Here is a 20,619-nt window from a genome sequence, read left to right as displayed (position 1 = left end):
CACGCGTGACCGGCCGACGGAATCGCCGAGCTAAACTGTCGGCGGGTCGCCCCAACTGCGGCCATCGCGCGGCAGGCGGCCATCGTCAAGCACCTGCAGCACGCGCTCGGGCTGCAGCATGTCCAGAAACAGCACCATGTTGACGCCTTCCGGCCGCGCCATGCTGGGGAAGATCGCGCCGGGAATCTCTGCTTCGCGCAACAGGTCGCCGAGCACCCAGCTCACCGGTTCGATCTTGTTGACCAGCGCCTTGCGCCAGTCGTCGGCCCAGTCGGCCCACACCGCATCCCAGCTGGCATCGAGCAAACGCAGATCGGCCAGCGCCGGAAGATCGGCGGCGTAGCTGACCAGCGTCAACGGTGGCAGGAACGGGGCAGCCTGGGCATATTCGGCCGCGGCGGTTTCCAGTTGCAGCGACAGATAGAGCGCCGGCTGGCCGAAGCGATTGAAGCGCCCACCCGAGCGCGCCGCACCGGCACCGCTCAGCGGTTCGGCGGCCCAGCGCGGGGTAAACGCGCGATAGAGCGTGCAGTGCGCCGGGGCGCTCAGCTTCAACCGGCGGCCCCTGCGGCGACCGTGCGCAGATAGGTCAGCGCATCGTCGGTGCGCCCCTGCTTGACCACTTCCAGCAAGGTGGCGAACTCGAACGCGGGGATCGGCGTGTTCTTGAGGTGGAACACCACCTGGCGCTCGTCCGGTTGCACCTGCGCCATCGCCACCAGCAGCCGCGACAGATTGCGCAGCAGGTCCTGCACGCGCGGGCTTTCAGGGTGCACGCGCAGGCTGTTGCGATGCACGCCGGCCAGGTCGGCCAGTTCCTGTTGCGAAAGATCCAGCAGACCGGCCATGGCCGACGGCGACAGGATGGTTCGGTCCGGCACGCGCAGGCGTTCGGTCAAGGCCAGGGGATTGAGAACGGCGACCATCGCACGGCTCCGGCAAGGTAGGTGCACAGTATATGCACAGTCAGCTGCATCTGGGAGGCACATCCATGCGCTCGGTCAGTGCACTGTCAGCTGCGCGCTTGCGCTGCCCCCACCGCGCGCAGACAGAAGCCGCAGATCGCTTCGACCAGTTGCTCGCCCTGTTGCGGGTCACCACGGCTGGGGGCGATCGGTCCCACCAGGGCCTCGGTAAACGCGCCAACGATGCAGGCAGCCGCGGCATCCAGCGACTGCTGCGGAAACTCCCCGGCCGCCACGCCTTCGGCAAGCAGCTGGCGAAACACCTCACCGAACAGGCGGCGGCCGCGGATGCGCTCGGCGTCGACCTCGCTCTCCACCGGCTCGGCGATGAAGGCGTACGCCAATGCCGGGCCGGCCAGCGCCCGCCGTACGAAGGTGGCGATCGCGCTACGCAGGCGCTCGGCTGCGCTGGCCTGGGTGGCCGCAATGGCACGCAGGATGACCATCTCGCGCTGTACCGCTTCGTTTAGAACTTCTACGAAAAGTTCAGCTTTCGACGGGAAATGTCGATAAATCTGCCCGGTTGATACGCCCGCCGCCGCGGCCACCGCGGTGACCGGTGCATTGCGGTAACCGCCTTCGGCGATCAGGACACGGGCGGCGTGCAGGATCCGTTCGCGATTGCCGGCCAGGCGTTCTTCCATCAGGGCGGAGCGTCGATAAGCCATGGTGTGATTCTTGGTTCAATAGTTGAATTTTAGTTCACTTTTTTGTTGCGGACCGCTAGTCTGGCCGCATCCGCCGCGCGGTCCGCCCGCTCCCACCCGGCACATCCCGATCCCTGTGGAGTTGTTGCATGCATGTGCCGTCCTTGAACTTCGAGCTTGGCGAAGAGATCGACCTGCTGCGCGAAAGCGTGGCCGCCTTCGCCAGCCACCATATCGCTCCGCTGGCCGCGGCAGCCGACCACTATAACGTGTTCCCCGCCCAGCTATGGCGCCTGCTCGGCGAACAAGGGCTGCTCGGTCTGACCGTAGAAGACGCGTACGGCGGCAGCGGCATGGGCTATCTGGCGCACGTGGTGGCGATGGAAGAGATCTCCCGCGCTGGCGGTGCGATCGGGCTGTCGTATGGCGCGCATTCCAATCTGTGCCTGAACCAGCTGCGCAAGAACGCCAGCCACGAGCAGAAGCAACGCTACCTGCCCAAGCTGTGCAGTGGCGAGCATGTGGGCGCGCTGGCGATGAGCGAAGCCGGCTCCGGTTCGGACGTGGTGTCGATGAAGCTGCGCGCCGATGCGCGCGGCGACCGCTTTGTGCTCAACGGCAGCAAGATGTGGATCACCAACGGCCCGGATGCCGACGTGCTGGTGGTGTACGCCAAGACCGACCCGGACGCCGGCGCGCGCGGCATCACCGCCTTTATCGTCGAGAAGGGCATGCCGGGCTTTTCCACGGCGCAGAAGCTCGACAAGCTGGGCATGCGCGGCTCCAACACCTGCGAGCTGGTGTTCACCGATTGCGAAGTACCGGCGGAAAACGTGCTGGGCACGCTCAACGGCGGCGTGCGTGTGCTGATGTCGGGGCTGGATTTCGAACGCGTGGTGCTGGCCGGCGGGCCGCTCGGGCTGATGGCCGCAGCAATGGACGTGGTGTTGCCGTACGTGCACGAGCGCAAGCAGTTCGGCGAGCCGATCGGCACCTTCCAGTTGATGCAGGCCAAGCTGGCCGACATGTATGTGGGACTCAATGCCTGCCGCGCGTATGTGTATGCAGTGGCGCGCGCCTGCGATGCCGGGCGTACCACCCGCCAGGACGCAGCCGGCGCCATCCTGTATGCCGCCGAGAAGGCAACCTGGCTGACCGGCCAGGCCATCCAGGTGCTGGGTGGCAATGGCTACATCAACGAGTACCCCACCGGACGCCTGTGGCGCGATGCCAAGTTGTACGAGATTGGCGCGGGCACCTCGGAAATCCGGCGCATGCTGATCGGCCGCGAGTTGTTCGAACGCACCGCCTGACGGAGCCACCATGAGCGTGATCGATAGCCAGCTGCAGGTCAGCGGCGAGAGTTTCCAACACAACGCCGCCGCGATGCGCGCGGTGATCGACGACCTACGCCACACCCTCGCCCGGACCGCGCGTGGCGGCAGCGACGCCGCACGCGTCAAGCACACCGCACGCGGCAAGCTGCTGGCGCGCGAGCGCATCGATGCCTTGCTGGATCCGGGCAGCCCATTGCTGGAGATCGCCCCCCTGGCCGCCCATGGCATGTACGACGACCAGGTCCCGTGCGCGGGCGTGGTGGCCGGCATTGGCCGCGTGTCCGGCGTGGAATGCGTGATCGTGGCCAACGACGCCACCGTCAAGGGCGGCACCTATTACCCGATGACGGTGAAAAAGCACTTGCGTGCGCAGGAGATCGCGCAGCAAAACCGGTTGCCGTGCATCTATCTGGTCGATTCCGGCGGCGCATTCCTGCCGTTGCAGGACGAAGTGTTTCCGGACCGCGACCACTTCGGGCGCATCTTCTACAACCAGGCCAACCTGTCGGCCAACGGCATCCCGCAGATTGCCTGCGTAATGGGCTCGTGCACCGCTGGCGGCGCCTATGTGCCGGCAATGAGCGATGAAACGGTGATCGTGCGCGAGCAAGGCACCATCTTCCTGGGTGGCCCGCCGCTGGTGAAGGCCGCCACCGGCGAAGAAGTCAGTGCCGAAGACCTGGGCGGCGCCGATGTGCATACGCGCATTTCCGGCGTGGCCGATCACTTTGCCGACAACGATCTGCAGGCGCTGGCGCGCGTGCGCGCCATCATCGCGCAGCTCAACTGGCGCAAACCTGCCGCATCGCTGGCGCTGCAGGCACCGTTGCCGCCACGCTATGCCGCCGACGAACTATATGGCGTGATTCCTGCAGATACGCGCAAGCCGTTCGATGTGCGCGAAGTGATCGCGCGCATCGTCGACGATTCGCGCCTGGATGAATTCAAACCGCGCTATGGCAGCACGCTGGTGACGGGGTTTGCGCACCTGCATGGCTACCCGGTCGGCATCATTGCCAACAACGGCATTCTGTTTTCCGAGTCCGCGCTCAAGGGCGCGCACTTCATCGAGCTGTGCACGCAGCGCGGCATTCCGCTGGTCTTCCTGCAGAACATCACCGGCTTCATGGTCGGGCGCAAATACGAACATGGCGGCATCGCCAAGGACGGCGCCAAGTTGGTGATGGCGGTGGCCTGCGCCAAGGTGCCCAAGTTCACCGTGGTGATCGGCGGCTCGTTCGGTGCGGGCAACTACGGCATGTGCGGACGCGCGTATTCGCCGAACTTCTTGTGGATGTGGCCGAACGCGCGCATCGGCGTGATGGGTGGCGAGCAGGCGGCCAGCGTGCTGGCCACGGTGCGTCGCGACGGCATCGAGGCCAAGGGCGGTGCATGGTCGGGCGAAGACGAGGATGCGTTCAAGGCGCCGATCCGCGCGCAGTTCGAGCAGCAAGGCCATCCGTATTACGCTAGTGCTCGGCTCTGGGACGATGGCATCATCGATCCGGCCGATACGCGCCGCGTGCTGGGCCTGGGATTGTCGGCGGCCTTGAACGCGCCGATCGAACCCACGCGCTTTGGCGTGTTTCGCATGTGAGTGAGGGGGAGCATTGCAGCCGCGGTTCTGCGTGCTGCGGCACCCGATGCTGGTGTGCAGGCTGGGAGTGAGGTTGTGTATATGCGTGCCGGCAATCGTCGACGTTTGCGCAGGTGGCTTGCAGCAACACAGCGCCGTGTGACAACAAACCTGCTTGCGCTCGATGTCGGTGTGCAACAGGCAAGCCGTTTATCTTCGTAAGACGACCCGCCGCTACGGCGACGTGCAGAGACTGATCCGATGACCCAGCGCGACCCTATCGCCGCAGCAACGCAAGCGCCCTTCGACAAGATCCTGATCGCCAATCGCGGCGAGATTGCCTGCCGGGTCATCGCCACCTGCCGCACCCTGGGCATTGCGACGGTGGCGGTGTATTCGGATGCAGACCGCAATGCACGGCATGTGCGCATGGCGGACGAGGCGGTGCACATCGGCGCCGCGCCCGCGCAGCAGAGCTATCTGCGGGGCGAAGCAATCCTGCAAGCGGCACGCGCCACCGGTGCGCAGGCGATCCATCCCGGTTATGGGTTCCTGTCGGAAAACGCGGCATTTGCCGAGGCTTGCGCACACGCTGGCATCGTCTTCATCGGCCCACCGGCGGCGGCGATCCGGGCGATGGGCGACAAGAGTGCGGCCAAGGCACTGATGCAACGGGCCGGCGTGCCGCTGACACCGGGCTACCACGGCGACGAGCAGGCACCGGCATTCCTGCGTGCGCAAGCCGACGCCATCGGCTACCCGGTGTTGATCAAGGCCAGTGCCGGCGGTGGCGGCAAGGGCATGCGTCGGGTGGATACCAGCGCAGCGTTCGAAGACGCGCTGGCGAGCTGCCAGCGTGAAGCGCAGTCGGCATTCGGCAACGCGCACGTGCTGGTGGAGAAATATGTCCAGCGGCCGCGGCATATCGAAATCCAGGTGTTCGGCGATACGCATGGCGAGGTGGTGTACCTGTTCGAACGCGACTGCTCGGTGCAGCGCCGCCACCAGAAGGTGCTGGAAGAAGCGCCCGCACCGGGCATGAGTGAAGCCAGGCGCGCGGCGATGGGCAAGGCGGCGGTAGATGCGGCACAGGCGGTGGGCTACGTCGGTGCCGGCACGGTGGAATTCATCGCCGGCCCGGACGGCGATTTCTATTTCATGGAAATGAATACCCGTCTGCAGGTGGAGCACCCGGTGACCGAATTGATCACCGGCACCGACCTGGTCGAGTGGCAATTGCGGGTTGCCGCTGGCGCACGCTTGCCGCGCAGGCAGCACGAGCTGCGCATCCACGGGCATGCACTGGAAGCGCGCCTGTACGCCGAAGATGCCGAGCGCGGTTTCCTGCCGTCCACCGGCACGCTGCGTCAGTTGCAGATGCCTGCTGCCAGCGCGCATGTGCGCGTCGATGCAGGCGTGGAGCAAGGCGACACCATTAGCCCGTACTACGACCCGATGATCGCCAAGCTGATCGTCTGGGATACCGATCGCACGGCTGCATTGGCCCGCATGCGCGCGGCATTGGCGCAATTCCACGCAGTAGGGGTCACCACCAACAGTGCATTTCTGTCGCGCCTGATCGCGACCGATTCGTTCGCATCGGCGAATCTGGACACCGCCTTGATCGAGCGCGAACACGCCGTGCTGTTTCCAGAGGCGCGCAGCCCCGACAACGCCTGGTGGTGCTTGGCAGCGGTGTTGATTGCCGATGCATTGCCGCCAGCGGCCGTTGATCCGGCCGATCCGCATTCGCCGTGGCAGCACGCGGACGGCTGGCGCATCGGTGCGCATGCAGCGCAGCGCATCGTCCTGGAAGCAAACGGCGAGCGCCGCCAACTCGCTGTGCGCCCGGATGCCGATGGCTGGCAAGTCACCGACGCAGGCCAGACGCATGCCGTGCGCTACCACCCGCACGAGACGGGCGTGCGGGTGGAGATGGACGGCCGGCAATGGCGTGCACAGGTGTTGCGCGACGGCGCCACGCTGACCCTGATCGGGGCCACGCAGCGGGCCGTCTTCCGTCACCACGATGCACTGGCAGAAGCCGACCAGCCCACCCAGGACACCGGCGGACTGACCGCACCGATGCCCGGCCGCATCGTGGCCCTGCCCGCAGCAGTAGGCCAGCCGGTCGCCCGTGGGCAGGCACTGGTGGTGCTGGAAGCGATGAAAATGGAGCACACCCTGCACGCGCCCAGCGATGGCACCGTGCAGGCGTACCTGGTGGCCGAAGGCGACCTGGTGAACGACGGTGCGGCGCTGGTGGAATTTGTGTCCGCGTCTGCGTAGCGGCGCATGGCAGGGTGACCAACGGCACGTTCGCCTGCGCGCACGCTGCCGCTAGCGTGGCAAATCGGCCGGTTCGGCCGCCTTGCCACCGGAGTTCCCATGCAACGCCTGCTTCTTGTTTCCAGCATGCTGCTCGCGCTGTCTGCGTGCAGCGACAAACCTGCGCCCGCTCCCGAGAAAGCGGCAGCACCTGCACCGGCGGCAGCAGCGCCCGCAGCGCCGCCTGCGCTGATCACCCGCGATGCGCTGTTCGGCAATCCCGAGCGGGCCAATGTCAGCATCAGTCCGGACGGCAAGTACCTCAGCTGGGTGGCGCCGTTGGCGGGCGTGCTCAATGTCTGGGTTGCGCCGGTGGATGCGCCCGACCAGGCGCGTGCGATCACCAAGGACACCGCACGCGGCATTCGCAATTACTTCTGGACCTACCAACCCAATACCTTGCTGTATCTGCGCGACAACGGCGGCGATGAAGATTTCCACCTGTTTTCGGTCAATTTGGCTGACGGCAGCAGCAAGGATCTCACTCCGTTCAAGAAGACCAATGCCGAGGTGTATCGGGTCAGCGCACAACATCCCGAATCGATCATGGTCGGCATGAACGACCGCGATGCCAAGTGGCACGACCTGTACCGCGTGGACCTGGCCTCCGGCAAGCGCACGCTGGTGCAGAAGAACACCGACAGCCTGGATGCGTACCTGCTCGATGGCGACTACCAGCTGCGCTACGCCACGCGCGCGACAGACGATGCCGGCAGGGAGTTGCTGGTGCCCGATGGCAACCGCTGGAAGAGCGTGGACCGCATTCCGTTCGAGGACGTCACCAATACCGCGCCGGAGGGCCTGACCGAGGATGGCAAGACGCTGTACATGCAGGATTCGCGCAACCGCGACACTGCAGCGCTGTATGCCATCGACACGGCCAGCAATACACGCACGCTGCTGTTCGAAAACCCGCGCGCCGACGTCGGCGCCACCTTGAATGACCCCAAGACCGGGGCGGTGCAGGCGGTGTCCACCGACTACCTGCGCGAAGAATGGAAGCCGCTGGACAACGGCATTGCCGCGGATCTGCAGAAACTCAAATCCCTTGGCGGCGGCGATGCCAGCGTGGCCGCGCGCACGCTCGACGACCGCATCTGGATCGTGGGCTATTCCGCGGCAGAAACCCCGCTCACGTACTACCGCTACGATCGCGCCGATGGCGGCAAGCTGACCAAGCTGTTCTCCGCACGGCCCGCACTGGAGGGCAAGCCGCTGGTGCCGATGTGGCCACAGGAGCTGACCGCACGCGACGGCCTCAAGCTGATCAGCTACCTCACCCTGCCGGCCGAAGCCGATGCCAACCACGACGGCAAGGCCGACAAGCCGGTGCCGTTGGTGCTGTTCGTGCACGGCGGCCCGTGGGCGCGCGACAGCTACGGCTACGGGCCGTACGAACAATGGTTGGCCAACCGCGGCTATGCGGTGTTGTCGGTGAACTTCCGTGGCTCCACCGGGTTCGGCAAGGCATTCACCAACGCCGGCAATGGCGAGTGGGCCGGCAAGATGCACGAGGACCTGCTCGACGCGGTGCAATGGGCGGTCAAGCAAGGCGTCACCAAACCGGACGAGGTCGCCATCATGGGCGGCAGCTACGGCGGCTATGCCACGCTGGTCGGCATGACGTTTACCCCGGACGCCTTCAAATGCGGCGTGGATATCGTGGGCCCGGCCAATCTCAACACCTTGCTCGGCACCGTGCCGCCCTACTGGGCCAGCTTCTACAAGCAGCTGACCCGGCGCATGGGCGACCCCGCCACCGAAGCCGGCAAGCAGTGGCTGACCGACCGTTCTCCGCTGACCCATGTCGACAAGATCAGCAAGCCGCTGTTGATCGGCCAGGGCGCCAACGACCCGCGCGTCAAGCAGGCCGAAAGCGACCAGATCGTCAACGCAATGAAGGCCAAGAACATTCCGGTCACCTACGTGCTGTTCCCCGACGAAGGCCACGGCTTCCGCCGCCCGGAAAACAGCAAGGCCTTCAACGCCGTGACCGAAAGCTTCCTGAGCCAGTGCCTGGGCGGCCGCGTGCAACCGATCGGTGCGGACCTGGAAGGCTCCAGCATCACCGTCCCGGAAGGCGCCGACAAGATCAACGGCCTGAGCGAGGCCTTGAAGACGCATACGCAGGCGATTCGGAAGTAAGCCTGCGCGTGACTTGCTTTAGCCGGGAAACGAAAGCCGACGGCACTCTGCCGTCGGCCTTCGCAGGTGCTACGAAACACCGGAGCGCGGCTCGGATTGTCAGTAAGCGGCGCCAGATACCGGCGGGTAAACCGGGTGTATCAAGGGCAGCTACCAATACGTCAACGGCACACGCTCGGACATAGCGAGAAAGCGAGCAAACTGACCTCACGCGATTGTCCGATACGTCTCAAGTCGCTGCGGACCAAATCGCACCCATAGGATCCAGCTCTGCCGTCACCATGGTCGTGGCGCGCCAGCCAAAGCCGCATACGGCGAGAACGCCTTGCGAAGTCGGGTCCAAACCAAGCGCGCGCTCAAGATGTTTTTCGTTCACCGCACCGGTGATAAACGCCCCCAAACCGAGGTCGGTTGCCGCCAGATACAGCGTCTGCGACAAGTGCCCGGCTTCCAACGCAACCACGCGATACCCTTTGGCATGCTGCCTGTATTTCCAGAAGGTTCGATCAAAGCCCGGCACCAAGGCAACCAGTACATGCGCGTCTGCGAACCAGTGTTGCTGTCCTACAGCCTGCATGACGAAGTCATCGGAGCACTCAAGACCTGACATACGCTCTAAGGCGTGACTATCTGCACGATAGTGGTAGACGCCAGATTCCAGATCTTGGACGTTCCTCACCAAAATGTATGCCTCGATAGGATGCAAGCCACCACCGGAAGGCACATTCTTTTTAAGAAAAACCAGGTCATCGCCCACCTTTACCTTGGCATGAGCAGCGAACACCCGCTGCAACATGTGGGCGAACGTCGGTAGAGGAACGGGTCTGCTCTGATCGAAATTACGACAAGTGACACGCCGTCCCAGCAGGTCATCGAAATCGTTTGCGACCATGGGCGGCAGGCCGATGAGTGTTCGACGGTCATTTGCCGGCAACACTTCCGGAGGCGCAGGCCCCAAGACACGCCGCATTGCCACCGCTGTATCGGTGCCAGAATCCCGGGTGTTCTTGACCGCATCTACCCCATCCCATCGCGTAAATGCGTGCAGCACCGCGGCAAGCGGATGCCAGTGCGAGGCCCTCAGACGCGAATCGGCTTTAGCAAACCTGCTGCCTTGCGTTTGTTCCTCCAGCACCAGGCCCTGCGCGATCAAGCCGTCAAGCGCTTCACTCTCGTATGGCAAGCGGGTCGTCCAGTGCGAGGGACTAAGCTCACCCAGCAACGCCCGCTGAGCTTCTGACACGGCCACCGGGGCATCGAGATGCGGCGCGAGCGCAAACCACTGCATCGAATGGTCCAGCCCATTGCCGCCTCGTAGAAGACTGTCCAATGTGTAAGACACGGTCTCACGTGGCTCCAGCACGACAATTGCGCAACGCTTGACCAGCATCATCTTCTCCAGCGATCTGAGGTACACCGTGTGCAGATATTTCTGCTCCAGGGATAACGCCCCGCCGTTGCCTAACTTGAGCCAATGCGTGATGCCGCTCAAGCCAGCCCCGTTAGAGCCGCTATGTGTTACTTCATCCCACTGAAGTGCCAGCGATGCCAATGCTGAAGCTTGAACCTGCTGTTGCAAGCAACCTGATCGATCTACTGTCTACCGATGATGCCTTTCGTGCATTATTCGTCTCAGACACATTAGAGGCACTACGACAGGTTGGGCACATCGCCGCACCTGGCGACGACATCGAGGCATTCGTTCGCGATTGCGCATGCAATATCCAGTTGGCAGATAAGGATGTAATCGCAGGTGCGCGTGAGCAGATCAACACCATGCTGACGTCTGGGACCTCACACATCGTCCCTCAGCTGGATGCCGGTTACAACGGCGATAGGACGCTCAAATAAAGGACAGCTTTTTGGCACGCTGCAGGTTCACCCCTGCGTCTCTGCTATCCACGAATCTTCTGCTGTTCTAAGATCCACCAGATTGAGCGGCTGCAGACAGTATCCGCATTCGATCTCCGCGTAAGCCAAACCTCGATGCTGGCGGATCCAGTCGTGTTGAATCCGCGCATCTGCGTTACGCTGTCCAAGTTGGGCAGCGCGCATTGCGGTTGCCCTTGTCTGAAATCGCGACATCGAATCCAGATAGGGACTGAGCATGCGGAATGCATCGTCTGGCCGCTGCTCGGCTAATAGAATTTCCGCATCGACAACCGCACCCAGTTCCACCACCAAGCGGTTGGCGTAGGCCAGTGGCGCCACCTTGACCTGCTGCCGGACCCTAGCGGCACCTTGGGTATCGCCGGTGCGGGCCATGATGAGCGCGGCAGCCAATGCGGTGGACAGGTTGTCGATCCTATCGATTGGGACATCTGCGCCTAAATCCCGCAATGCCAACCTTGCCCCCTCTTCGGCGACCTCCGCGGCTTTTGGTCGCTGCCCGGAGGCAAGCAACGCAGTTGCTAGCGGGACGTAATAGTTGATCCGATCAGTTCCTCTCCTGTTCAATCCTGCGCTCAGTCCGACTTGGGCATGCGCGACCGCCGCGTGCAGATCCCCTTCATCAAGAGCGATAGTGGTTCGCGTGATATCGGCATGGAAATTCGTCTTGTCGACTCGAGCAAGCGCATCGCGTGCGCCCGAGTAGTCACGCTTCGCAGCCGCGACAGCAGCCTGACGCAGCAGCGCGCCATTCCATCCTGATCCGACCGCCTTTCTCACTGCCTGATCGGCTTGGTCGTATTGACCAAGAGCCAGCAAGATACGCCCATACATATCGAGCGATACGCTGGAAAGATCGTACTTCCCCTGCGCCGAAGCACGCGCGTACGGCAGAGCGTCAGCGAACCGATTAGCGACGAACAAGTCCATCGCTGCGTTCGCTTGGGCAGGTGCATAGTCGGGATACAACTCCGCCATCTGTATCCAGAAATCGGCCGCCTGCGCTGGATCGAGAATCTGCACGCCCCAGCTTTTTACGTAAAGCGCCTCGCGCGGGGGGAGCCTGGACTTGAATTGCTCAGCAACCCTAAGCGTTTCGGTCGCCTTCTTGTAATCGACATTGGCAAAATGGGCGCGCACTTGACCAAGCCAGGCCAGCGCAAAGTGCGGATCGATATCGACTGCTTTCTGGAAGAAATCCAAAGCAGCACCGTATTTCCCTTCCGAGTATCGTTGTTGTCCCAATGCATAAGCGCGCAACGCATCGAGACTAGATGTGGTGACATCCGGCAAGGCAGGACTGTTTTGTCGAATACTGTCACGGTTTTCGCCGAGCTGCGTCCTCAGTTCGCCCGTCACTGTATCAACAGCAGAAAGAATCGACGGATTTGAGCCGAATGCGGTACTTACAGCAACAGTCTGCTGAGTTTTCGGGTCGACCACTTCCACGACGAAACGTGTGCGCCCCCCAACGTAACCCACGGAAGGAAGTAACACCGCTCTCGCACCGGTGCGTAATGCGACATCCGACGCGTTCTTGCGGTCCAGCGGATCTTTGGTGGGATCTTTGCGCATCAGTGCTAACAGTTTCAGTGTTCTGTCTTCACTGAGAACGTTGACGTATCGCGACTGCTCCAGGCTGATCCGAAATGCCTGATCGAGTGCTCCGTCCAGCATCACGTCATTGGTGAGGTTGCGGACCGTCCCGACAACCACCCAGTCGCGTTCTGCAAACGCGAGCGCTGGTTGCGGCCGTGCAAAGAGCCAGATTGCGAAACCAATCCCCAGCACCACCCCCACCTCAGCCACCAACGCGGCCGGCCTGCGCCACAGCGGCACATCGCGCCAGGCTTTTGCCGAATTCTTCGGCATGCGCAGGGGAGTCAGGCCGACTTCGCCGACTTCGTAGATCTCCATCGCGGTGGGCATGCCTTTGAAGCGCCAGCGCCCGTGCGATTTCCACAATAACCGGTCGGCCCGGTTTCCGAGTTCGCGTGCGGCGCGATGGGTCAACGACTCGGCCACCGCCGAGAGCAAGATCTGCCCCGGCCGTGCCATCGACATCAGGCGTGCGGCGGTGGGCTTGGCCAGCCCTTCGACTTCCAGCGGCTTGGCGCCGATGCTGATCGCTTCGTCGCTATTGCGCCAGGTCAGCACTTCGCCCACATGCAGGCCCTGGCGTGCGCAGAGCGTGAGCGCATGCGCATCGCCCATCGTCTTGAGCCCGCGCGCGTAATCCAGCGCGAAACCCAGGCCATCGATGGGGCGGTCGAACAGCAGCAGCAGCCCGTCGGAACGATCGATCAGGCGGCCGCGCCAGTGCTGCTGCAGCTTGACCACCAGGCGGTCGTGCTCGCGGAACAAGGCGGCCGCGGCGTTGTCGCCGATACGTTCGACCAGCGCGGTCGAATCGCAGAGATCGGTCAACAGCAAGGTGCGCAGCCGCGGCGCCTGGATCGCTTCCGACGACGCGTACTTGCGTGCGTGGGTGCGGCTGCTCATCGCTCAGCGGTGACCGGTGGCAGGCGGTTGATCCAGGGCCAGCGTCTCCTGCATGCACAGCACATTGCCGCCCTGCCGCTTGGCCTGGTACAAGGCGCTGTCGGCGAGCGTGTACCAGTCGTTCCAGGCCGCGTCCGCGTCGATCATGCACGAGCCTACGCTGACCGAGCAGCCTTGTTCGCCCTGGCCGTTGCACAGCCGCGCTTCCACCGCGCGCACGATGCATTCGCCGATGTGGTGCACCAGCTCGCTGGTGCCTTGTGCGACGAGCACGCAGAATTCGTCGCCGCCGAGACGGCAGGCCAGGTCGCCTTCGGCGATCACTGAACGCAGGGCATGCGCCACGTTCTGCAGCACGCGGTCGCCTGCCAGGTGACCGAACTCGTCGTTGATGCGCTTGAAACGGTCGCAGTCGATCAGGATCAGGCCCACACCCGGCACGTGGCCGGCCCGCCGGCATTCCTGCAGGTGCAACGCCAGCCCGCGCCGGTTGTGCAGGCCGGTGAGCTCGTCGGTCCGGCTCAGTTCTTCGGTGTGGTTGAGCTGGTGCGAGGTGACGTAGAGGTTGTCCAGCGCCGCTTCCAGATCGTGGTTGCGGCGGCGCAGCTGGCGGATCAGCAATTGTTCGTTGTTGACCACCCGCACGATGGAGCGGCGCAGGAAGTGCGCCACCACCGAGGGGTCCTGGTCGACCAGACGCTGGAAATCCTCGTGTGCCAGCTCGATCAGACGGCTGTCGGTGGAGGCGCTGGCGCCGGCGCTGCGCGCGTGATCGCCGATCAGCAGGCCGAGCTCGCCGAAGAATTCTCCCGGGCCCAGATGCTTGAGCATCAGGTCCTCGCCGAAATCCAGGTCGATCTGGCCGCTGACAACGATGTACATCTGCGTGCCCACCGCACCGCGCTCGAACAGCGACTGGCCCGCGGACACCTCACGCGAACGGCCGAAACGGGCGAAAAACGCCAGTTCCTCGGCAGTCATCAGCGCATGCAGCCCATCGGGGACCGTTTTGGCAACGTTCCCTGTCGGCTCGAGTGCGCCTGCGGTGTTGTGGCACGTCATCGGTTTTCCCTTAGGCCAGCCTGCACCATTAGCCCATGGACAAATCCTACAGGACCCCCTTGTTCAGCACCAGATCACACTATTTCTCACCAAGAAAGAGACGAATTGACGGGTATCGGACGTAAAAAAAGGGCTCGGTTCTCCGAGCCCTTCCCCCTCCCAGGGTGGCGCAATGTGGCGCCGGTTGAATCTGCCTTGGTCGGCTATTGCTGTAGCAACAGCTGCATCAACTCAGCGCCAGGTGTCGCTGCACTGCATTGCCTCATGTACAGCCGCTGCCGTTGCGGTGCCGCCAGCCATCAGGCCGCCTTGTCGCTATGGAATTGCGCTTCTTCGGTGGAGCCACGCAAGGCGGTGGTGGACGATTGCCCCTGCTGGATCGCCTGCGTCACTGCATCGAAATAGCCGGTGCCTACTTCGCGCTGGTGCTTGACTGCGGTAAATCCCCTCTCCGCCGCTTCGAACTCGGCCTGCTGCAATTCGACGAACGCACTCATCTGCCGGCGCGCATAGCCGTGCGCCAGATGGAACATGCCGTAGTTCAAGGCGTGGAAGCCAGCCAGGGTGATGAACTGGAACTTGTAGCCATAGCTCGCCAGTTCGGTCTGGAATTTGGCGATGGTGGCATCGTCCAGATTCTTCTTCCAATTGAAACTCGGCGAGCAGTTGTAGGCCAGCAATTTGCCGGGGAACCTGGCATGGATGGCCTGCGCAAACGCACGCGCAAATTCCAGGTCCGGCTTGCCGGTTTCGCACCAGATCAGGTCGGCGTACGGGGCATAGGCCAAGCCGCGGCTGATCGCCTGGTCCAGGCCATTGCGGGTCTTAAAGAAGCCTTCGACCGTGCGCTGCCCGGTGGTGAACGGTTGGTCGTTGGCATCCACGTCGCTGGTGATCAGGTCGGCGGCTTCGGCGTCGGTGCGTGCGATCAGCACCGTCGGCACGCCCAGCACGTCGGCAGCCAGGCGCGCGGCATTCAATTTTTCGATCGCCTCACGCGTGGGCACCAGCACCTTGCCGCCCATGTGGCCGCACTTCTTGACCGAGGCCAGTTGGTCTTCGAAGTGCACGCCAGCCGCGCCGGCTTCGATCATCGCCTTCATCAGTTCGAAGGCGTTGAGCACGCCACCGAAACCGGCTTCGGCGTCGGCCACGATCGGCTGCAGGAAGTCGATGGCATCGTTGCCTTCGGCATGGTGCAACTGGTCGGCGCGCAGCAAGGTGTTGTTGATGCGCTTGACCACCGCCGGCACCGAATCGGCCGGGTACAGCGATTGGTCCGGATACATCTGCCCGGCCAGATTGGCGTCGGCGGCAACCTGCCAGCCGCTCAGGTAAATCGCCTTCAAGCCGGCCTTGACCTGCTGCATGGCCTGGTTGCCGGTCAATGCGCCCAGCGCATTGACGAACGGCGTGGCATGCAATGAGGTCCACAATTTTTCCGCGCCCAACCGCGCCAGCGAGTGCTCGACATGCACGGTGCCACGCAGGCGCACCACATCGGCAGCGCTGTAATTGCGGGTGATGCCGCTCCAGCGCGGGTTGTTGGACCAGTCCTGCTGCAGTTGTTCGGCGCTTTGCAGTGTGGTGCTCATCTTGCGTTCTCCTGAGAGGTACGACGGATGGAACGAGGAAGGAATGGTGGGCATGCGGCATGGCAAGGCCGTCGTTGCGCGTGCGTGCGCAACGGGCGTTGGAATGCGTTGAAGTGGAGCCTGCGCGACGCCGGTGGCAGGCGTCTCCGCAGGGTGAAATCAATCGATAAGGCGGTACGCCGGTACGGTAAGGAAGTCCGCCAGTTCGTCGGCGCGGCTCAACTCTTCGAGTAAGGCGATCGCTTCATCGATCCGTGCAGCGCCGGGCAGCGCGGTGGCGGTTCCCAGCCGTGCAGGCAGTGCGCGCAAGGTGGCCTGCAGCAAGTGTTGATCGATGGCGGTGCCATCATCCAGGTGCTGGCCGTGATGCAACCATTGCCACAGCTGCGCGCGGCTGATTTCGGCCGTGGCGGCGTCTTCCATCAGGTGGTGGATCGGCACGCAGCCATTGCCGTCCAGCCAGGCCGCCAGATAGCGCACGCACACTTCGACATTGCCTTCGAACCCGGCGCGGGTGACATTGCCCGGCGAGGGCGCGATCAACATGTCGCGCGTCACCTGCACGTCATTGCGCACTACATGCTGCTGATGCGCGGTGGGCATGTGTTCGTCGAACAGTTTCATCGCCACCGGAATCAGCGCCGGATGCGCCACCCAGGTGCCATCGTGGCCGGCGGTCACTTCGCGCAACTTGTCGGCACGCACGCGGGCCATGGCCTGTTCGTTGGCGGCTTCATCGTGATTGATCGGAATCTGCGCGGCCATGCCGCCCATCGCATGCGCACCGCGGCGATGGCAGGTCTTGATCAACAGCTCCGAATAGGCCTTCAAAAATGGCTGGGTCATGGTGACCTGGCCGCGTTCGGGCAGCACGCGGTCGCGGTGCGCACGAAAGGTTTTCAGGTAGGAAAAGATATAGTCCCAACGCCCGCAGTTCAGGCCCACGATGCGCTCGCGCAGCGCGTGGAGAATTTCGTCCATCTCGAACACCGCCGGCAGCGTTTCGATCAGCACGGTGACCTTGATCTGCCCATGCGGCAGGCCCAGCATCGCTTCGATATGCGCCAGCGCGGTGTCCCACAGGGCGGCTTCTTCCATGCTCTGCAGCTTGGGCAGGTACAGGTACGGGCCGCGGTCCTTGGCCAGCAACGCACGGCCATTGTGGAAGGCAAACAGCGCCGCATCGAACAGGCCGCCGGCCAGCGGCTGGCCGTCGATCAACACGTGCTTTTCGTCCAGGTGCCAGCCGCGCGGGCGCACGATCAGCACTGCACGTTCGGCCTCCGGGCGCAGGGCGTAGTGCTTGCCGTTGGGCGCATCGAAGCTGAGGTCACCGCGCACCGCCGCAGCCAGGGTGCGCTGGCCGGCCAGCAGGTTGCGCCAGGTCGGCGCGGTGGAATCTTCGAAGTCGGCCATGAACACCTTGGCGCCGGAGTTCAGCGCGTTGATGACCATCTTCGGGTCGGTCGGGCCGGTGATTTCGACACGGCGGTCCTGCAGTGCCGCCGGCAGGGGAGCCACGCGCCAATCGCCGGCGCGGATGGCCTGGGTATCGGTACGGAAGTCCGGCAGCTGACCGGCATCGAAAGCGGCCTGGCGCTGGCGCCGCTGGGCCAGACGCTGCTGGCGGCCGGGCTCGATCGCCCGGTGCAGCGAAACCAGCAGGGCCAGCGCAGCGGCCGGCAGCAGCTCCGCCTGGCCGGCGATCTGGGTGGTCAGCGCAATGCCGGGCGTGGCGTGGTCGGTGGGACGGGGAGCAAACGCGGTGGCAGCCATGTGGGAGTCCTTGTGCATCCGGACCTGCACCGTGCGCCCGATACAACTATTTGACAAAGCAGTTTTATCAATGCTGTAAATAAGCTCGACTTATATTAGACCAGCGCAACGCACGCTCATGGCGCCAACCCCGCGATTTTCCTACAAATCTGATCGCCTCAAACCGTTACGCGCATTCTGCCAGACGGTGCGGCTGGGCTCTGTCTCACGGGCCGCTGAGGCGCTCTATGTCAGCCAGCCGGCCGTGACCCTGCAGCTGCAGGCACTGGAGCGTGATCTGGGCGTGCCGTTGTTCGAACGCTCCGGGCGACGCATGGCACCCAGCCGCGAAGGTCAGTTGCTGTACGACATGGCGCAACCGCTGGTGGAAAGCCTGGATGGGCTGGAAGCGAGCTTTCGCGAAAAGGTGCGCGGGCTGGATGCCGGCGAGCTCAATATCGCCGCCAACAGTTCCACCATCCTGTACCTGCTGCCGCGCATCGTGGCCAACTTCCGGGCGCGCCATCCGGACGTGCGGCTGACCCTGCACAACGCCATCAGCGCCGATGGCACCGACCTGCTGCGTGAAGATGCGGTGGACCTGGCGGTTGGCTCGATGCTGGATGTGCCGGCCGACCTCAACTACGCGCCGGTCTACCGTTTCGAGCAATTGCTGATCACCCCGCCCGATCATCCATTGGCCGGCAAGGCCGAGGTCTCGCTGCAGGATCTGTCGCCATATCCATTGATCCTGCCGCCGCGCCGGCAGGTGACCTACCGCCTGGTCGATCTGGTCTTTCAGCAGGCGCGCGTGCCCTACACCGTGGCACTGGAGGTGGGCGGATGGGAGGTGATCAAGCAATACGTGGCGATGGGCATGGGTATTTCCATCGTCACTGCGATCTGCCTCACCGACGCCGACCGCGACAAGCTGGCCACGCGCTCGCTGAAAGATTTTTTCCCGACCCGTAGCTACGGCGTGGTGGTGCGCAAGGGCAAGTATCTGTCGCCGCAAGCACGCGCGTTTATCGAGCTGATTCAGCCGGATCTGTTCACGCCGCGTGGCTATGACGAGAGCGGCGATTCGGAGCGTTGAGTCGTTCGCCATAGCCCGACGTCATCGTCTGGCATTGCGGCCATGCGAGCACGCGTCGCGCCATCCATCACGCGCATCCGCCGGAAGACGCTGGATCAAGCGCGCCAAACGTGTGTGCCGTGCAGCAATGCGAGCGAACGCGACAAGATGCCGTGACCTGCATCGGACCATCTACCCCTCACGTCAGGACGCATTGCCTGCGCGCGTTGATCGCCAACCTGATCGCAGCGCGTCGCCATGCATACACTAAGCGCCGGCGTGCCGCGCATCGCCGTGCCGTCGGTTGGGGGAAACTTGCCGATGCCCTGCAGGACGCGCGGCTGAGCTGACTCAACCACTGGAATGCTCACGCGATGAATCCGACCACGTTGTTGCTGGTGCAGTTGGCAGTGATCCTGGGCGCTGCGCGCCTGTGCGGTGCGTTGCTGCAACGCATTGGGCAGCCGCCGGTCATCGGCGAAATGGCGGCCGGGTTGTTGCTCGGTCCGATCGCATTCGGTGCCTGGCTGCCCGACCTGCACATGGCGTTGTTCGCCGCCAGAAGCCTGCCGCCGCTGTCCGGCCTGGCCACGATGGGCGTGGTGCTTTTCATGTTCGTGGTCGGTGTCGAATTGCGTGCGCCGGAAGGCACCAAAGCGCAAGTGCGCGCCTCGATCCTGGTGGGCGTATCCGGCATCGTGTTGCCGCTGCTGCTCGGACTGGCTGCCGCGCCATGGCTGTTCCCGCGCTTCGCACCGCAAGGCGTCAGCTTCTGGCCATTCGCGCTGTTCATTGCCGCGGCGATGTCGGTAACGGCATTTCCGGTGCTGGCGCGCATCCTCAAGGACCGCAACATGACGCGGACGCCCGCCGGCCGCCTGGCGCTGGGCGCGGCCGTGATCGACGACGCCACGGTATGGATCTTCCTGGCGATCGTGCTGACCTTGACCGGCAACAACGCGCATGGCGGCGTGGCGTTCACGGCGATCGGTGCGTTGGTCTTGATCGCCGCCGTGTTCGGTGTGCTCAAGCCTGCCTATGCGCGCGTGCTGCGCGCACGCGCGCATGACGGCCGGTATGCACCGAGCGCGCTGGTATGGGTCTTGATCGGTCTGCTGGCGTGCGCCGCGCTGGCGGAGTGGATCGGGCTGCATGCGATCTTTGGCGCCTTCCTGTTCGGCATTTGCCTGCCGCGCGATGACCGCCTGCTGGAACATCTGGCCGGGCGTATCGAGCCGCTGGCCATCACCCTACTGATGCCGGTGCTGTTTGCGGTTGCCGGTCAAGCCACCAGCCCTGGCGCATTCGCCGGCGCCGGCCTGAGCGGACTTGTGCTGGTGATCGGGGTGGCGGTGGGCGGCAAGTTGCTCGGCTGCACGCTGGGTGCGCGCCTGAGCGGCCATCACTGGCGCGACAGTCTTACAGTGGGCTCGCTGATGAACGCACGCGGGCTGATGGAGTTGGTGGTGATCAAGATCGGCCTGGATAGCGGCGTGATCGGGCCGGATCTGTTTACGCTGTTGTTCGGCATGACGCTGGTGACCACGGTCATGGCCTCGCCGATGGTGGCCTGGTTCCAGCGCAAACGGCATGCAGCAGCCGATGCGCTGGCCGCAAGCAATTCACCTCACGGATGAGGGCGCGATGGTGCTGCGGTGCCGCGTCAGGCCCGATACCGTGCATGCAACTGGGCTGCCGTGCAGCGCACGGCATTGAATCATGGCGCGCTCCACGTTGCGGCA

At 63.9% G+C, this 20,619-nt stretch carries 15 protein-coding genes; 7 read left to right on the top strand and 8 right to left on the bottom strand.

Annotated elements, in window-relative coordinates:
* Positions 1-30: 30 nt before the first annotated feature.
* From LN450_RS21930 to LN450_RS21920, 3 genes are all read right to left on the bottom strand, one after another.
* The gene (locus LN450_RS21930) at positions 31-555 is read right to left on the bottom strand and encodes an RES family NAD+ phosphorylase (protein ID WP_011345986.1); all 525 of its coding nucleotides are present in this window, start codon (positions 553-555) and stop codon (positions 31-33) included.
* Complete coding sequence (locus LN450_RS21925) at positions 552-926, bottom strand: hypothetical protein (protein ID WP_008572267.1); 375 nt, start codon at positions 924-926, stop codon at positions 552-554. The genes LN450_RS21930 and LN450_RS21925 overlap by 4 nt, the downstream gene beginning before the upstream one ends.
* A gap of 86 nt (positions 927-1,012) precedes the next feature.
* A complete protein-coding gene (locus LN450_RS21920) occupies positions 1,013-1,633 on the bottom strand; it encodes a TetR/AcrR family transcriptional regulator (RefSeq protein ID WP_011345985.1) in 621 nt (206 codons plus the stop codon).
* 128 nt (positions 1,634-1,761) lie between these two features.
* Here LN450_RS21920 and LN450_RS21915 point away from each other — a divergent pair, with 128 nt between their 5' ends.
* The 4 genes from LN450_RS21915 to LN450_RS21900 all read left to right on the top strand — a co-directional run bounded on the left by LN450_RS21915 (position 1,762) and on the right by LN450_RS21900 (position 8,998).
* Complete coding sequence (locus LN450_RS21915) at positions 1,762-2,925, top strand: isovaleryl-CoA dehydrogenase (RefSeq protein WP_011345984.1); 1,164 nt, start codon at positions 1,762-1,764, stop codon at positions 2,923-2,925.
* 10 nt (positions 2,926-2,935) lie between these two features.
* On the top strand, positions 2,936-4,546 hold the full coding sequence (locus tag LN450_RS21910) for a carboxyl transferase domain-containing protein (RefSeq protein ID WP_011345983.1): 1,611 nt from the start codon (positions 2,936-2,938) through the stop codon (positions 4,544-4,546).
* Positions 4,547-4,786: 240 nt separating this feature from the next.
* The gene (locus LN450_RS21905; RefSeq protein WP_011345982.1) at positions 4,787-6,814 is read left to right on the top strand and encodes an acetyl/propionyl/methylcrotonyl-CoA carboxylase subunit alpha; all 2,028 of its coding nucleotides are present in this window, start codon (positions 4,787-4,789) and stop codon (positions 6,812-6,814) included.
* Positions 6,815-6,913: 99 nt separating this feature from the next.
* Complete coding sequence (locus LN450_RS21900; protein ID WP_011345981.1) at positions 6,914-8,998, top strand: S9 family peptidase; 2,085 nt, start codon at positions 6,914-6,916, stop codon at positions 8,996-8,998.
* 229 nt (positions 8,999-9,227) lie between these two features.
* On the opposite strand, the gene LN450_RS21895 is transcribed toward LN450_RS21900, so the two are convergent.
* Complete coding sequence (locus LN450_RS21895) at positions 9,228-10,388, bottom strand: putative peptide maturation dehydrogenase (protein WP_057680229.1); 1,161 nt, start codon at positions 10,386-10,388, stop codon at positions 9,228-9,230.
* A 161-nt stretch (positions 10,389-10,549) separates the two neighbouring features.
* On the opposite strand from LN450_RS21895, the gene LN450_RS21890 reads away from it, so the two are divergent.
* Positions 10,550-10,849, top strand: coding sequence for an NHLP-related RiPP peptide (locus LN450_RS21890; RefSeq protein WP_008572251.1), 300 nt, complete (start codon positions 10,550-10,552; stop codon positions 10,847-10,849).
* Between the two features lie 27 nt (positions 10,850-10,876).
* On the opposite strand, the gene LN450_RS21885 is transcribed toward LN450_RS21890, so the two are convergent.
* The 4 genes from LN450_RS21885 to aceB all read right to left on the bottom strand — a co-directional run bounded on the left by LN450_RS21885 (position 10,877) and on the right by aceB (position 17,823).
* Entirely contained in the window at positions 10,877-13,390 is a 2,514-nt protein-coding gene (locus LN450_RS21885; protein ID WP_011345978.1) for a putative peptide modification system cyclase, read from the bottom strand.
* Positions 13,391-13,393: 3 nt separating this feature from the next.
* Positions 13,394-14,452: a GGDEF domain-containing protein gene (locus LN450_RS21880; protein ID WP_011345977.1), complete on the bottom strand. Its 1,059-nt coding sequence runs from the start codon at positions 14,450-14,452 to the stop codon at positions 13,394-13,396.
* 299 nt (positions 14,453-14,751) lie between these two features.
* Positions 14,752-16,047 (bottom strand): isocitrate lyase, encoded by a 1,296-nt coding sequence (gene aceA / locus LN450_RS21875; RefSeq protein ID WP_011345976.1) that lies wholly within the window; start codon positions 16,045-16,047, stop codon positions 14,752-14,754.
* 159 nt (positions 16,048-16,206) lie between these two features.
* Positions 16,207-17,823, bottom strand: coding sequence for a malate synthase A (aceB, locus tag LN450_RS21870; RefSeq protein WP_008572247.1), 1,617 nt, complete (start codon positions 17,821-17,823; stop codon positions 16,207-16,209).
* 118 nt (positions 17,824-17,941) lie between these two features.
* Between aceB and LN450_RS21865 the strand changes: the two genes are divergently transcribed.
* Positions 17,942-18,898: a LysR family transcriptional regulator gene (locus LN450_RS21865; RefSeq protein WP_011345974.1), complete on the top strand. Its 957-nt coding sequence runs from the start codon at positions 17,942-17,944 to the stop codon at positions 18,896-18,898.
* A 353-nt stretch (positions 18,899-19,251) separates the two neighbouring features.
* Positions 19,252-20,514, top strand: coding sequence for a cation:proton antiporter (locus LN450_RS21860; protein WP_011345972.1), 1,263 nt, complete (start codon positions 19,252-19,254; stop codon positions 20,512-20,514).
* Positions 20,515-20,619: the final 105 nt, after the last annotated feature.

It is taken from the genome of Xanthomonas euvesicatoria pv. euvesicatoria (assembly GCF_020880415.1).
Lineage (GTDB): Bacteria > Pseudomonadota > Gammaproteobacteria > Xanthomonadales > Xanthomonadaceae > Xanthomonas > Xanthomonas euvesicatoria.
This window is presented reverse-complemented; position numbering and strand designations above follow the sequence as displayed.

Bases quoted from the DNA above. Each gene is read 5' to 3' on its own strand.
- LN450_RS21925 (WP_008572267.1), bottom strand. From the start codon at position 926: ATGGTCGCCGTTCTCAATCCCCTGGCCTTGACCGAACGCCTGCGCGTG.
- LN450_RS21920 (WP_011345985.1), bottom strand. From the start codon at position 1,633: ATGGCTTATCGACGCTCCGCCCTGATGGAAGAACGCCTGGCCGGCAAT.
- LN450_RS21915 (WP_011345984.1), top strand. From the start codon at position 1,762: ATGCATGTGCCGTCCTTGAACTTCGAGCTTGGCGAAGAGATCGACCTG.
- LN450_RS21910 (WP_011345983.1), top strand. From the start codon at position 2,936: ATGAGCGTGATCGATAGCCAGCTGCAGGTCAGCGGCGAGAGTTTCCAA.
- LN450_RS21905 (WP_011345982.1), top strand. From the start codon at position 4,787: ATGACCCAGCGCGACCCTATCGCCGCAGCAACGCAAGCGCCCTTCGAC.
- LN450_RS21900 (WP_011345981.1), top strand. From the start codon at position 6,914: ATGCAACGCCTGCTTCTTGTTTCCAGCATGCTGCTCGCGCTGTCTGCG.
- LN450_RS21895 (WP_057680229.1), bottom strand. From the start codon at position 10,388: ATGCTGGTCAAGCGTTGCGCAATTGTCGTGCTGGAGCCACGTGAGACC.
- LN450_RS21890 (WP_008572251.1), top strand. From the start codon at position 10,550: ATGCTGAAGCTTGAACCTGCTGTTGCAAGCAACCTGATCGATCTACTG.
- LN450_RS21885 (WP_011345978.1), bottom strand. From the start codon at position 13,390: ATGAGCAGCCGCACCCACGCACGCAAGTACGCGTCGTCGGAAGCGATC.
- LN450_RS21880 (WP_011345977.1), bottom strand. From the start codon at position 14,452: ATGACGTGCCACAACACCGCAGGCGCACTCGAGCCGACAGGGAACGTT.
- aceA (WP_011345976.1), bottom strand. From the start codon at position 16,047: ATGAGCACCACACTGCAAAGCGCCGAACAACTGCAGCAGGACTGGTCC.
- aceB (WP_008572247.1), bottom strand. From the start codon at position 17,823: ATGGCTGCCACCGCGTTTGCTCCCCGTCCCACCGACCACGCCACGCCC.
- LN450_RS21865 (WP_011345974.1), top strand. From the start codon at position 17,942: ATGGCGCCAACCCCGCGATTTTCCTACAAATCTGATCGCCTCAAACCG.
- LN450_RS21860 (WP_011345972.1), top strand. From the start codon at position 19,252: ATGAATCCGACCACGTTGTTGCTGGTGCAGTTGGCAGTGATCCTGGGC.